The sequence below is a fragment of the Longinema margulisiae genome, from assembly GCF_025266855.1.
Classification (GTDB): Bacteria; Spirochaetota; Brevinematia; order Brevinematales; family Thermospiraceae; genus Thermospira.
Map to the genome: position 1 here is coordinate 1,267,748 of NZ_CP053071.1, position 13,989 is coordinate 1,281,736.

The 13,989-nt window shown below is 46.7% G+C and carries 12 protein-coding genes and 1 tRNA gene; 10 read left to right on the forward strand and 3 right to left on the reverse strand.

Annotated features, from left to right (window positions below; genetic code table 11):
- Positions 1–23: 23 nt before the first annotated feature.
- The 4 genes from BREVNS_RS05650 (at position 24) to BREVNS_RS05665 (ending at position 4,220) form a co-directional block, all read left to right on the forward strand.
- On the forward strand, positions 24–758 hold the full coding sequence (locus tag BREVNS_RS05650) for a potassium channel family protein (protein ID WP_483426051.1): 735 nt from the start codon (positions 24–26) through the stop codon (positions 756–758).
- Entirely contained in the window at positions 755–1,723 is a 969-nt protein-coding gene (thiL, locus tag BREVNS_RS05655) for a thiamine-phosphate kinase (protein WP_483426052.1), read from the forward strand. Before BREVNS_RS05650 ends, thiL begins: the two co-directional genes overlap by 4 nt.
- A 10-nt stretch (positions 1,724–1,733) precedes the next feature.
- Positions 1,734–2,999, forward strand: a complete 1,266-nt coding sequence (locus BREVNS_RS05660) for an OmpA family protein (protein ID WP_483426053.1) — start codon at positions 1,734–1,736, stop codon at positions 2,997–2,999.
- 75 nt (positions 3,000–3,074) lie between these two features.
- Positions 3,075–4,220, forward strand: coding sequence for a hypothetical protein (locus tag BREVNS_RS05665; protein WP_483426054.1), 1,146 nt, complete (start codon positions 3,075–3,077; stop codon positions 4,218–4,220).
- A 5-nt stretch (positions 4,221–4,225) separates the two neighbouring features.
- Here the strand turns inward: BREVNS_RS05665 and flgF are convergent, their stop codons facing one another.
- Positions 4,226–5,074 (reverse strand): flagellar basal-body rod protein FlgF, encoded by an 849-nt coding sequence (gene flgF, locus BREVNS_RS05670; protein ID WP_483426055.1) that lies wholly within the window; start codon positions 5,072–5,074, stop codon positions 4,226–4,228.
- Positions 5,075–5,175: 101 nt separating this feature from the next.
- On the opposite strand from flgF, the gene BREVNS_RS05675 reads away from it, so the two are divergent.
- The 4 genes from BREVNS_RS05675 to BREVNS_RS05690 all read left to right on the forward strand — a co-directional run bounded on the left by BREVNS_RS05675 (position 5,176) and on the right by BREVNS_RS05690 (position 9,936).
- Positions 5,176–6,240 (forward strand): metallophosphoesterase family protein, encoded by a 1,065-nt coding sequence (locus BREVNS_RS05675; RefSeq protein ID WP_483426056.1) that lies wholly within the window; start codon positions 5,176–5,178, stop codon positions 6,238–6,240.
- Entirely contained in the window at positions 6,237–8,435 is a 2,199-nt protein-coding gene (locus BREVNS_RS05680) for an ATP-binding protein (RefSeq protein WP_483426057.1), read from the forward strand. The genes BREVNS_RS05675 and BREVNS_RS05680 overlap by 4 nt, the downstream gene beginning before the upstream one ends.
- A gap of 82 nt (positions 8,436–8,517) precedes the next feature.
- Positions 8,518–8,590, forward strand: a tRNA-Asn gene (locus BREVNS_RS05685).
- Positions 8,591–8,694: 104 nt separating this feature from the next.
- Complete coding sequence (locus tag BREVNS_RS05690; RefSeq protein WP_483426058.1) at positions 8,695–9,936, forward strand: glutamate-5-semialdehyde dehydrogenase; 1,242 nt, start codon at positions 8,695–8,697, stop codon at positions 9,934–9,936.
- Here the strand turns inward: BREVNS_RS05690 and BREVNS_RS05695 are convergent.
- Positions 9,933–10,397, reverse strand: a complete 465-nt coding sequence (locus BREVNS_RS05695; protein WP_483426059.1) for an A24 family peptidase — start codon at positions 10,395–10,397, stop codon at positions 9,933–9,935. The two genes, BREVNS_RS05690 and BREVNS_RS05695, sit on opposite strands and share 4 nt — an antisense overlap.
- Positions 10,398–10,407: 10 nt before the next feature.
- Positions 10,408–11,028 carry an NlpC/P60 family protein gene (locus BREVNS_RS05700; RefSeq protein ID WP_483426060.1) on the reverse strand — a complete coding sequence of 207 codons (621 nt, stop codon included), beginning with the start codon at positions 11,026–11,028 and terminating at the stop codon, positions 10,408–10,410.
- A 244-nt stretch (positions 11,029–11,272) separates the two neighbouring features.
- On the opposite strand from BREVNS_RS05700, the gene BREVNS_RS05705 reads away from it, so the two are divergent.
- Both BREVNS_RS05705 and BREVNS_RS05710 read left to right on the forward strand, forming a co-directional pair.
- The gene (locus tag BREVNS_RS05705) at positions 11,273–12,673 is read left to right on the forward strand and encodes an alpha-amylase domain-containing protein (protein ID WP_483426061.1); all 1,401 of its coding nucleotides are present in this window, start codon (positions 11,273–11,275) and stop codon (positions 12,671–12,673) included.
- 106 nt (positions 12,674–12,779) lie between these two features.
- A complete protein-coding gene (locus BREVNS_RS05710; protein WP_483426062.1) occupies positions 12,780–13,784 on the forward strand; it encodes a hypothetical protein in 1,005 nt (334 codons plus the stop codon).
- Positions 13,785–13,989: the final 205 nt, after the last annotated feature.

The window sequence follows — 13,989 nt, forward strand, 5'->3', positions numbered from 1 at the left end:
TTTGCCTTGAAAAGGGATGGGGTATGAGAGAAACAGAAAGTAAAAGGGATTTTCTTGTGATTGGGCTTGGACGATTTGGGACCCATTTGGCGGAGAACCTCATTGCACAGGGGGTTCCTGTAGTTCTCTTAGACAAAGAGGAAAAGAATCTCCGGGCTTTTCGAGAGAAACCGAATTGTTCTCTCAAGATCTGTGATGCCACCAAGGAAGAGGAATTGGCCAATGTGATAGAGGATAGCCAGATTCAATCGGCGGTTGTCTGTATTGGAGAGGATATTACTGCCAGTGTCCTTATAGCCCTGATTCTCAAAAATCATAATGTGCTTAATATCTATGCCAGGGCCAATACCCGTGAACATGCAGAGATTTTCAGGCTTTTGGGGGTGACCGAGATTATAGAGCCCGAAAAAGAGACCGCTCAAAAATGGGCACGCACCCTGGTCAATCAGGGGGAACTTATTGTTTCTTATCAGGAACTGAGCAATGAGTATGTGGTTGTTGAAGTAGCGGCCACCACTCCTATTATGTATATGACTATTGAGGAACTGGATCTTCGGCAGAAATTTCACCTCAATATTGTGGGGATACGCCATCGGTATGGAGAACTTGATGAACATTTTTCTCCCCGGTTTTCTGAGGTGTTGTCTGTTCCTCCTGATCCAAAGTATGCGATTCAGGAGGGGGATCGCCTGATTGTGGCCGGGAAGGATGAACACATTCAGCGTTTCAAGGACTTCTTGTTGGGGAAGTCTTCATGATGGTGGACAAGAGGAAAAAACCTTTGTCGCTTTCGGGTGAGTTTCGCTGGATCGATCGTATTCGAAACACCATCGGAGGAACACCTGAAGGGGGTATAGGAATAGGGGATGATGCCGCCGTCATACCGGAAGGTCTTCTCTGGACCACAGATGCGATGGTGGAGGGGGTGCATTTTCTTTCCTCGTGGCCTATGGATGGGGTGGGATACAAGAGTCTTGCCAGTAGTGCCAGTGATATTGTGGCTATGGGAGGAAAACCCCTTTATGCTCTTCTCACCGTTGGGCTACCTCTTTCCTTTAGCGATGTGATGTACGAGGCTTTTCTTGCTGGCTTTGAGAAGGCGATGGGAGATTTTGGGATTGTTCTCCTGGGAGGGGATACGGTGAGGTCGGGGACACTTTTTTTTTCTCTTACTGTCCTTGGCAGACCCTTTGAGAAGCCGGTCCTCCGTTCTGGGGCTCAGGTAGGAGATAGTATTTATGTCACTGGGACTTTGGGGGAAAGTGCTTTAGGACTTGAGGTATTGTTGGGGAAAGAGATCCATGGCGAGAAAAAAGAGGAATGGGCACGCAGGCATCTCTATCCCCCATGTCGGGTATCCCTTATGCAGGTGCTGGTTTCTTCCTACCATCTAACGGCAGCGATTGATTGTAGCGATGGTTTTGTGGCTGATCTTGACCATATTGCCGACGAAAGTGGGGTAGGATATGAGGTGCATATAGAAAGAATGCCTGTACCGGAAAGAGAAAGGGGGAATTCTCCTTTTGAACTTCCCTGGTCGTATGCTTTAGGAGGGGGGGAGGATTACGAGATTATTTTTACCTCACCGGAAAAGATTCCCCCGGTAGTAGCCGGGGTTTCCGTGACGTGTGTGGGGAAAATTGTAGAGAGGGAGAGGCAACTTTTCTGGTATGGAGAGAGGGTGGAGAGAGAAAATATTCGTAGAGGATATACACATTTTTGAGGAGAAAGGGATGAAACGAATTGTCTGGTTGTTTTTTCTTTTCGCAGGCATGATGTATGCAGATCATCAGATTCTGAGTAACGGGAAGATCATGGCGGGGCTTTATGATGATACCTCTTTTGGGCTTTCGTTTTCTCTTGATGGGGTGGGTGTGTTTCTTAAACCAAATCGTCCGCCGACATCCCTTCTTATGATGTCTATTGATGGAAAAATAATTCCTGTGGGTTCGGCGGTGGGATTTTTTCATCAGAGACCGGTGTTCACCAATGGGGGGATTTTTGTCTCCTGGGAGGCAAGGGGGCTGAAGTGGGATATTTTTCTCTCCCCTTTGAAAAAAGAAGATCTTGGTGATGGGGTTTTGGTGGTTTTGGCCATTACCAATGTCGAAAAAAGGGCAGCTTCTTTTGGCGTGCAACTTCTTTTTGATGTGGTGGCTCCTTTTGCCTCTCCTCTTGTGGTAGGCAATGGGAGTGTGAAAATTACTCAGGAAACCCTTCTTCAGGGCAGGACACTGATCACTCAGTGGGCGGTGTATAGTCAGGAAACCAATCTCCCGGGTTTTACCATAGTGGCTCAGAATCCTCTCTGGCAGAGGGGGGCCTTTGCGGAATGGAAGCAGTTTTATGATTATCCAGGCGAAACCCCTGTGAGGAGAGTGCCTCTCTTTGGACTTTTGCCAGCCACAGGAGTGACGATGTTTTATCCCGTGCAAAAGCTTGAGGCAGGGGCTTCTCGTGTGATCACCTACTGGATGGGGGTATCGCTTCCTCCAGAAGGGGTGGTGAAGACGAAAGAAGTACCAAAGCCTTCTTTGCGGGAGGAAAAAGCCGTTTACTCAAATGCTGTGGCTGAACATCTCCCAACGAACGGGATGGTGACGAATGTGCCCCCTCTAAAGGCAGTGGTACAGGAAACTCCAAAAGAAGAACAGAAAAAAGGAGAAATCACAGAGTGGCGTGTGGTGATAGATGAGTTTGCTTTTGCTTCAGCCATACTCACTGAGGCTCATCAACAAAAGCTTGAAGAGTGGTTTGCCTCTCTCGAAAATCCTTCCTCCGTTGTTTTTGAAGTGATTGGCCATGCGGATGAGATTGGTTCTCTTACGGTAAATCAGAAAATGGGGAAAGAACGGGCAGATACGGTAGCCAAATGGTTGAAAGCTCGTGGAATTCCCGGGCAAAATATCGTGATAATCTCCAAGGGGGAAACCGAACCAATAAGCGAAGAGAGGGCAAAGAATCGACGGGTGGAGATTAGAGCAAAAAGAAAAAAATAGCAAAAGAGAGAAGACTGCTTGAAATTTTTTGAAAACCCTGTATAATGTAAAGAAGAAAGTTCCAAGGAGGGCGTCATGCTTGGCAACAAAAAAGATGAACTGGAGAGGCTCAGGGCAGAAAATGAGGCATTGAAGAAGAAAGTTGAAGAGTATCAAAAGATTATTGAGATGTATGAGAAGGTTTCTTCTCTCACCCGTCAGGAACTTATAGAGAGGGATCAGCTTCTTGAGGCCCATGAGATTGTAGAAAACCTTTCTCGCAAGGAACAGCTTGAACAGAACAAAGTAGTCAGGGCTATGGAATCCACGGTTGAGTTGGCCAATCAGGAAAAAAAGGAGAGGGACGCCATTATTGATGCCTATCAGAAGGCGGTGGATCTTTCCACAAGGGAACTCATTGAGGCCAGGATGGAAATTCGCGCCCATGAAATAGTAGAGGAACTTGCCAGACAGGAACTCATTCAGCAGGAACAGATCAACAAGGCCCATGAGATTGTAGAAGGAATGGCTCGACAGGAGATAGCCTCTCTCAAAACCCAGGTGAAGGATCAGGTGGGACTTTCAGATTATCTCAAACTTCTCGATGCCTATGAAAAGATAGAGGAACTCTATCGCAAGGAAAAGGTAGAAGATGACAGGATCCTTCGGGCGTATGAGATTATTGATGAGCTGAAAAGGCGCCAGATGGTGGACTTGTTCAAGATTATCAAGGCCTATGAGATGGTGGAGGAACTTGCCCGTCGGGAGAGGCTTGATGCGGACAAAACAATCACGGCCTATGAGAATCTTGAAAACCTCATCCAGCAGGAGCTCAAGGATAGGGACAAGATCAATGAGGCCCATGAGGCGGTTGAAGAACTTTTCCGCAAGCAGCTGATTGATGAAGACCAGATGAACAAGGCGCATGAGATTGTTGAGGAATTGGCCCGGAAGGAACTTGCCGAGAGGGACAAGATTATTAACGCTTTTGAGATTGTGAACGAACTGAGTCGCAAGGCCCTGATTGAGGAAGAGAAGATCATTCAGGCGTATGATGTGGTTAACGAACTCATGCAAAGTGAAATGAAAGAAAAGGACATGATTAACAAAGCCCATGAGATTGTGGAAGAACTGATGCGTCGCGAGATCATTGAACGGGACAAGATCAATATGGCCCATGAGGCGGTTGAGGCTATGGCTCGTGAGGAACTTCTCAAGGCCCAGGCGGAGAAGAAGTGTTAGGAGGACTAAGCCAAGCCGCGTCCTACCTGGCCGACGGCTTTGGCCAAGGTTTCATCGGCTGTCTGGATGCTTTTCTGGTTCGCTTCATAGAGACGGTTGATTTCAATCATACGTACCATTTCCACCACGGGATCAACATTGGATTTTTCAAGTGCCCCTTGAATTACCTTGGGGCGTTTGTTCTCAGGGACGATGGTCGCTGGTCCCGAAAAGTCGGTCTCCCTGTACCAGGTATACCCCTCTTTGGCAAGGTATCGTCTCTCAGGAAAGTCCACAATTTTGAGCCTATCAATAAGCGTCATGTTTTTCCATTCGTTGCCCGCTTTGTCCACAAAATCCTCAGGGGAATAATCAAGGTTCACATAGACGTTGCCTTCCTGGTCAATCTTGAAGTTGTTTCTTGCAATACGGATGAAGCCTTTTTCTCCCATGACACGGTTACCATGTTTATCCACAAGGTAACCATCTACTGAGATATTAAAGTTTCCGTTTCTTGTATAGCGTTCTCCCTGTTCTGTCATGACGGTAAAAAAGCCGTCTCCTTCGAGGGCAAGATCAAAGTCATTTTCGGTTTCGAGGAGGCTTCCCTGTTCAAAACGGATATAACTTTCGTTGAACTCAACCCCTGTGCCTAATTTGCCTACCACTGGGGCAAGGTCATAGCTTCCCAAGGGGAATTTGACCACCCCATCGTCATTGATGCGGCGAATGAGCATTTCGGGAAAGGCTTTGGTGACACTGGTTTCTCTCTTGTAGCCATCGGTGTTGACATTGGCGAGATTATTTGCCACGGTGTTCATTTCTTCCATCGTGACCATCATCCCGGATGCGCCGGTGAAAATCGACCTGACCATAGGTTCCTCCTTTTTCCCCTTTTGTGTATCGGCCAAAAAACGGTTTGCTTGAGAAGAGAAAGAAGTGGAAATTTTTGTTTTTTTTTCGTATAATAGGCGGCATGAAAATAGCCATTATTTCTGATATTCATATTTCTGCTTCTCTTCCCTGGACCCAGAAGGTGTGGGAGGCCTTTCTGTCTCGTGTTGAGGCGGAGGCTATTCCTCTTGTGGTGATAGGCGGGGATCTTTTCGAGAGTATTGATGATGCCCACGAGCTTCGGGGGTGGTTTTCTCGTACCCTTGAGAAAACAAAAATCTCCCGTGTTCTCTGGGTGGCGGGTAACCATGACCTCACCAACCCTTCAACAGGCACCCAATTGTATGAACTTTCTGATATGCACTTTGGGGAGAAGGTTGAGGTATGCCTTGTGCCGGATCTTTATGTAGAAGAGGATGTGGAGATTTTGGCCTATCCTTTTCCCCTTGCGCGTACCGAAGAAGAGGGAGAGCGTTTTTCTCCCAGCAGGCTTCTTGCTCATTTTCCTCCACCTGAGAAGAGAAGAATAGCGGTGGTTCATGCAGGACTTGCTTCCTGGATTCCTCAGATGTCGGAGGAGGCTGAGGTTGTTCCCAAAGCCTTTGCGAAGATGTTTCAGTGTGAAAGGGTATTTATGGGGCATATTCACCAGCGTAAGGAGGAAGGTGTCTATCGGACCATAGGTTCAGCGCGGGTCTGGAGAAAGGGGGAGGAAGGAGATCATGGCTATCTTGTCTATGATACCGAGGGGCATACTGAACGTTTTGAGGTTTTGCCCGAGGGGAGGGTTTTTCAAGAAAAAGAGGTTTTTGTGTTTTATGACCAGGTGGAGGAAAGAGGCACACAGGAGTTTGCTTCTCATACATGGCTTCATCTTGATCTCTATGGGGTAGTTCAGAGTGATACCCAGAAAGAGGCCATCAAAGAGAGATTTCGAAAAAAATACGCGACATTAGCGGAACTCACTTTTGATGAGGAAGGGCTTTTTCTTTCCTCGACATTAGCCAACCACCCCATCTGGCAGGTCTTCTTGACCAAGTGGCAAAAACGCTATGAAATGAGCGTCGAGGAAGAAAAAACCATCTGGCTTTTAGCCCGTGAGATGTTTGTCAAAGAGTTTCTAAAACAGGGAGGGAAAAAAGGGTGATCAAACGGATGAAACTCACCTCTTTTGGGAAATTTCGTCATGCCTCCTTTGAGTTTGGAAAAACTACACTTTTTGTTGGTCCCAATGAGTCCGGGAAAACCACGCTTTTTGATGCCATTGCCTTAGGTCTCTGTCAAAAAGGAAGAGGCGGGGTATGGGAGGAGATTCAGAACCGTTATAAACAAAACGAGAAAAAAGCCCCCCTTCCTGAAATGGAACTTGAAGAGATGGTTGCACTGGACTACAATCAGTTTTTCAATTTTTTTGCGGTGAGAACTGGCCAGAGTGAAATAGCCTTTGAAGCCAACAAAAACTGGGTTTCAGAGATGCGTTCTCGGCTTCTCTTTGGTGGCTATGATATCACCGCCCTTACGAAGCGGTTTCAAGAACTGGCGGCTTCGAAAAAAAATGAAGCGTATCCCAAGCAGATAGAGGGGCTTTCTCAGGCTATTATAAAGGCAGAGGATGAATTGAGGGGTCTGGAGAATGAGGCAAGGAACTATCAAAAGGTTTTGGAAGATTTTCAAAAGGTCCAGGGGGAGCTTCATACCTGCAAACACCAGGAAGAGGTTTTGCGAAAACAGAGGGAGAAATGCCGGTTAGAGATGGAAGAAATAGAAAAATCTCTTGAGGCTGTTCGTTTAACTCAATGGCTTACCCAGTATGAGGGGTATGTGGAGAAGAAAGAGGAACTCTCTCGCCGGTATGCAGCCCTGAATGAGAAGGAGATTACGGAGATAGAGCACAAGATAGGTCAGGTTCGTGAGTGGAAAGAGAGAGTGAAATCTCAGGAAGAGGAGATCACTCGCTTTCAAAGCAGTTTTGAGGGGCTTCGGTTTCGGATGAGTTCTCTCCAAAGTCAAAGAGAAAAGACCGATGAAGCCTATCGGAAGACAAAACAGAAAGCGCTCGTCTGGAAGATAGCAGGCGTGAGTCTTGCGGTCATCTCAGCTGGATGTCTTGCAGGGATGGTCCTTTTCCCATCGGTTCCGTGGTATCTCTGGTTGGGTGGCGGGCTTTTTGGGCTTGTGTTTTCCGGGCTTTCTCTTGTGGTGGGGATTCTTTTGGGGATGCGAAGGGAAGAAGACTCTCTCAGACAGGAAATGAACTCTCTCTATGCTGAGGCCCAGAGACTGGGGTTTCTTTCTCTGCGTCCGGCAAGCTGGGAGGCCTTTGTAGCGGAGATGGCAAGACGGGAGAATATGTTAGCTGAACAAAAGCGAAAGATAGAAGAAGAAAAAGATCACCTTGCCAGAGAAGAAAAGGCTATAAAGAAAAGGGAGGAAGATTTTCTTGTTTCTCACCACGTGGCTTCCATAGCGGTGGCACGGGATCTTCTCTCCGAAAAAAAGGCCAAAGAGGCCGAACTTCAGGGACTTCAGAAGGGGCTTGAGTCTTTTGATGCGCTGGACCGGACGCTTTCTCTTGAGGAAAATGCCAGAAAATTGAGATCAAGGCTTTCAATGTTATCTATGCCACTTGATAAAGAAGCGAGTGTACTCAAAGAGAAACGGGAAGAACTCAAGAAGAAGCTTTCTCAAATAGAGAGGGATATAGAAATACTTCGAAGCAAGATTGAGGAAAACTCAAGAAAAGAGGTGGAATGGTTTGCCACTCTCCAGAGGTTAGAAGAAAATATGCATAAATATGCCCGTTTGAAACAGGAGGAAAAGCAACTTGAAGAGAAAAGAGAGCGTCTCGAAAAAGAAAAAATGGCCTGTGAGAGACTGGTTTCCCTTTTTGAGGAAATGGAAATGGAGCAGGCTTCTGTTTTTGAGCTTTTGTCTTCACAGGTGAAAGAGGAATTTGGGGATATCTATCCAGCGTTTCAGGATATTCAGCTCAAGAGTTTTGAGAGAGAAGGGATTCTCTTTTCTGATGCCCTTGGAGAAAAGAGACCTGTGAAGTTTCTCTCGCGGGGAACACAGGATCTCTTCTATCTTGCTCTCAGGCTTTTTTTGGGACAGAGGATGTGGGAGAATCCCAAAACTCCTGGGGTATTTGTCTTTGATGAACCGTTTGCTTCTCTTGATGAAGAAAGAAAACGAGTGGCTCTCAGGCTTTTGCAAAAGTTTCAGAAGAGGTATGGCTGGCAGTATGTGATTTTCACCAAGGATGAGGATTTGCCCCTTCTTATGGAAAAAGAATCCTGGGAGATAGTTGTTCACCGGCTCACAAGAGAGAAAAAAGCGTGAGGGAGAACTTTTCTCCGTACAACATCCCTTTTCTACTTGATTTTTTCCAAGAATTGTGCTATAATAATAAGCACAAGAGCACTCCCCTGTAGCTCAGCAGGCAGAGCAGCTGGCTGTTAACCAGCGGGCCGTAGGTTCGAGCCCTACCGGGGGAGCAGAGCCACCCAGAACCGGGTGGCTTTTTCTTTTTTGGAGAGGTTTTGCTAAATTTGAGTCTTTGTGCTATAATACCTTTACTCTTTTCGCACAGGAGAGTTTTATGAAAGACTATATTCTTGGTATTGCGAAGCAGGCAAGAGAGGTTTTTTATCGGGTTGGGATAGCCAGCACAGAACAGAAAAACAAGGCCCTGAAGGCCATCGCCAACCATCTTCGACAAAAGGCGTCCCATATTCTTGCCGCCAATGCAAGAGACATCGAAGCGTTTGACCAGACGGGTAAATCAAAGGCTTTGCGGGATAGGCTTCTTCTCACAGAGGCGAGGATTGAGGCTATGGCAAAAGGTATTGAGGAGATTGTGGCCTTGCCTGATCCTGTGGGGAGTGGAAACTATATCACCAAACGTCCCAATGGTCTTCGGATTGAGAGGGTGCGTGTTCCTATTGGGGTGATTGCGATGATTTATGAGGCCCGCCCTAATGTTACGGCGGATGCCGCCGCCCTTTGTCTTAAATCGGGGAATGTCGCTATCCTGCGAGGGGGGAGAGAAGCCCTTCACTCCAATTTAGCGATTATGGAGGCCATTCATGAGGGTTTGCGGGAGGCGGATTTTCCTGTTTTTGCGGTGCAGTACATCGATCGGGTGGAACATGAGGTGGTAGATGAGATGCTTCAGCTTTCTGGACTCATTGATCTGGTCATTCCCCGTGGAGGTGAGTCGCTCATTCGCTCGGTGACAGAAAAATCTAAGATCCCTGTGATCAAACATGATAAGGGTGTCTGTCACGTGTATGTGGATGCGTCGGCAGAGAGATCAAAGGCTGAGGCTATTGTGATCAATGCCAAATGTCAGCGACCTTCGGTCTGTAATGCAGCGGAGACACTTCTTCTTCACAGGGATTATCCCTATCGGAAAGAGATGATTCAGGCTCTCTTAGAGAATGGAGTCAAGGTTATTGCCGATGAGGTTATTCGTCAGGATTTTCCTGACCTTCAGGCAGCGACCGAAGAGGACTGGTATACGGAATACCTTGATTATGTGATTTCGGCGAAGGTGGTGGCTTCTTTAGAGGAGGCCATCTCTCATATCAACACCTACGGTTCTCATCATTCTGATGCGATTGTCAGTGAGAGTTACGGCGCCATCCAGAAATTTCTCTCTGAGGTGGATTCCGCCGCGGTGTATGCCAATGCCTCTACCCGTTTTACGGATGGAGGGGAGTTCGGTCTTGGAGCAGAGATTGGTATCTCTACTCAAAAGCTCCACGCCCGTGGTCCAATGGGACTTGAGAGCCTGACCACAGAGAAGTGGCTTGTATACGGAGATGGGCATATTCGTTAAAAGGTCCCAGAAAAGGGCAAAAGTTCAAGAGAGAAGCTTCCCAACCACAACCAGAATCCTACACTCATCCAGGTAACAAAGGGGATGCGAGGGTTTGTTTCTTTTTCGAGAACTTTTATTCCCACCTGTATCCAGGCAGGTACAAGGGAAAAGAGAAGCCACCATCCGAGGTGAAAAATGCCAACGTACCACCCGTAGAAAAAAGCGACAAGAACATCTCCCCACCCGGCCTTTTTCCGGAGAGCCCCGGCGAGAAGAACTGTAGCCGGGAGAAGCCCACCCCCGATTTTTTCCACCCACCAGAAAGAGAGAGGTGAGGTTGTGAGAAAAGAGAGAACCATGAGTATGCCACCCATGGCAAGGGAAAGGGGAAGGGAAATATAACGGGAAGTAAAATCCTGCCAGGCAAGAATAAGCGAAAGGATACCAAGGGTTATCCAGAGAAGGATTGAAAAAGTCATGGTTTTTTCCTTATTCTACTTCTTTGACCGGGATGTGGGCAAAGGCTCTGAAAAATGTGGAAGAGATATAATTTTCCCGGGAGAGATTTTCACCACGATTTATTCTGAGATAGGAGTTGATAACCTTGAGAGAGCCATCTTTCATACGAAAGGCATAGGTCTGAGGATAGCGAAGGTTGAGATAGTCTAGTCCTACCCCTTTTCTTGGGCTATGGTGAATATAGGTGATGGTCCCGTGCTTGTCCACATCGATGACGATGGCGACATGGGAAAGGGGATCGTCCCACCTTCCGTTTCGATTCACATCATAGGTATTGTCAAAAAAGATCAGATCCCCTTTTGATACGGGCAGGATATTGGTATAGACAAAGCGTCTTTTGAGAAGGCCATCATAGAGAGAGCTTACCCCGCCTCTTCCGTTGCCATATACTTCTACGAGATCAATACCAGAGAGATAATAAACATATCGCACAAAACCAATACAATCGGAAGTGAAGCGTTTCCCATCTCTTGCGGGAAAGCTATACCTTCCCTGAAGAGAAAGGGCGTTGGAGACAACCAGATCGTAAAATCGTTCGCTTCCCCCATAAAGCGAACTTGCCAGCAGAAAAAAGACAAAGACTTTTTTCACCTTTTTTTTATCGGCACTTGTTTGCAGAAATAAAGTCGAGCAGAAGAAGAGAAAATGCTTTTTGCACTTTTTGTATGGGCAAAAATATGCATATTGTCTATGAAATCGATTGCATTCAAATTTTCTTATTTTTTCATATTTTTATGTAAAATATATGGTTAGAGAATGAAACGGCTTTCATTTTATTTTGGCACGATTTTTGCAAATATTAAAGCAAAGACTTTTATACAAAAAGGAGGTCTGTATGAAGCGTTTCTGGTTTCTGATGGTGGGGCTTCTGGTGGGAGGCTCAATGTTTGCTGGTGTGATGATGCAGGGCTTCTACTGGGATGTTCCCGCAGGTGGCACATGGTGGGATACCATGAAGAGCAAGGCGTATGAGCTGCGCTATATGGCTGGCGGTTATGGTATCAATCGTATCTGGTTTCCTCCTGCTTCCAAAGCCCAGGGAGGCGGGTATTCCATGGGGTATGACCCTCATGACTACTATGACCTGGGGCAATACTATCAGGATGGAACAACAGAAACACGGTTTGGTTCTCAAGCAGAGCTCAAAGCGGCCATTGCGGAGTTCAAGAAGTATGGTATCTCCTGTATGGCTGATATTGTGCTCAACCATCGTTCAGGTGGTGGAAGCGAGTACAACCCCTATACAGGTGGGAATACCTGGACAGATTTTAGTAATGTCAAAAGTGGTATGGCAAAATGGCATTATGATGCCTTTCACCCTAATGGCTATCATAGTTATGATGAAGGGTCTTTTGCTGGTTTTCCTGATGTGTGTCACCATTCTGGTCCAGCCTACAATGATTTCAAGGCATGGTTAAACTGGCTCAAAAATAGTGCGAATGCAGGATTTGATAGCTGGAGGTATGACTATGTAAAGGGTTTTGGCCCATGGGTGGTCAAGGATATGAATGCGGCTTCGTCTCCTACCTTCAGCGTGGGTGAGTACTGGGATGCCAATACCTCCACCCTTGACTGGTGGGCTAATGCAGCCAACTCCTCTGTGTTTGACTTTGCTCTTTACTATACTCTGAGAGATATTTGTAACAATACCTCTGGTGGCGGATATCTCCCCAATGTGTTTGACTATAGCAAGAGCTTTGCTGCGAAGAATCCATGGCGTGCCGTGACCTTTGTAGGTAACCATGATACCGATGAGATTACCAGTGACAAGATGATGGCTTATGCCTTTATCCTCACCTATCAGGGATATCCATGTATCTGGTGGAAGGACTACTATAACTATGGCCTTGCCACTGGCGGTGGTGCTGGTTCGGGTTGGGGAAATGGTATCAAACAGCTTGTATGGGTACGTGAGAAACTCGGTGGTGGTGGTCCTCAGATTGAGATCCTCAAGAGTAACGACGGGGACTTCATCATCTACGGAAGCAAGGGATATTCCACCTCAAGCCCAGGATATATTGTGATCATCAATGACCATCCCACTCAGTGGAAGGGTGCATGGGTCCAGACAGGCAATAGCTACCTCAAGGGCAAGACCCTCAAGGCCTATGCGTGGTCTTCGACAGTGAGCGGGCAGAACTATCAGCCTCAGAACAAGTACTGCGATGCCAACGGTTGGGTTGAGGTCTGGGCCGCTCCTCGTGGATACGCTGTGTACTCGGTGGATGGACTGTAAAGAAGGCTCTATCCTCAGGCTGTCCGGGGAACCGGGCAGCCTTTTTCTTTTTCCTTGCGGTTTTTTAGAAGGTGTGGTATACTGGTAAAGAAAAGGAGGTCCCTATATGAAAAGAACTGTAGTTCTTATGGTGGTTTTTTCGACCTTTCTTGGTTGTAGTCAGCAGGTGGTGTATGAAGGACGTCTTCGTACAGACACGCATGACTATCAGGCCAAAGTGATCGTTTCTCCTGCTAAAGAAGAGGCGGTTCTTCATCTGAAAATGACGGCGCTTGTCTCTCAGGAAACAAGCCTGATGGGGAATACGATCGATCTCATGGCGCCTTCGGGGGCTCAGAGTATTCCTGTAGAAAAAACCTTTTTGAGTCGTTTTCTTCTGTCGAAGGGGCAAACGGCCACTATTCGGACAAAATGGAGACTTATCAATGATCCGGCTTTTTATCAGCTTTATGGACTGGCCGGCGATACTCTCCCGGAGGAATATACCCTGAATATTGGTGGACTTCTCGGACAAACCGCACTTCTGATTTCTGTGCGTGCGGCTGAGGGAGAACTTCAACGCTACCAGAAGACGCGAAAACCTATTCTGAGGCATTATAAACTTGAAGTTCCTGAGAATTTTGAGTCGGTGCAGAGACAACATCTTGAGACAAAAGGGTGGATTATTCAGGATGAACATGATGACCACGAAGAGCATAAAGAGGAATCTATCTCTTCTCAGCCATTTTTTGTTGTGGGAGATTATACTATCCTGATGGATGGGCGGTACTATGTCGGTTTTTATGGATTCTCTCGAAGGGATCAGGTGACCCTGCGGGTTATTTTTGTGAATAGAGAGGCGGAACTTCTGTATTTTGTGCCGCAGAATTTAGCTTTGGAGGTTGGAGGTAAGACCATAAAGCCCAAGGTGAAAAAGTCGCTTTTCCAGAAACAGGAGAGGAAGGGTTTTCCGCTCTATCGGAATCAGAGGGGAGAATGGCTTTTGGAATATCGAGTTGAAAATCCACCGGAGAAACTGGTTCTCTTGGTGGAGAAGGCTTTTGTTAGCCCTAACGGAAATCCTCTCTTTGCGGTGGAAAGTCTCTGGCTTCAGGCGGATGAGAGAAAATAAGAAGAAAGAGAAAATCTTTTGGGAGTATGGTGATGAGCCATGCTCCCAAAAGTTAGAAAAGCAAAAAGATACCGGGATATTTTTCAGATGAAGAAGAGGCTTCCATCCTGGAAAAGAAAAGCACCGGGAGAAGTTTTCTTTGGCCAAAGAATCTGACACAAGAAAAAACAAGAAGTTCTGTCTTGGGTAAATCATCACGGTTATA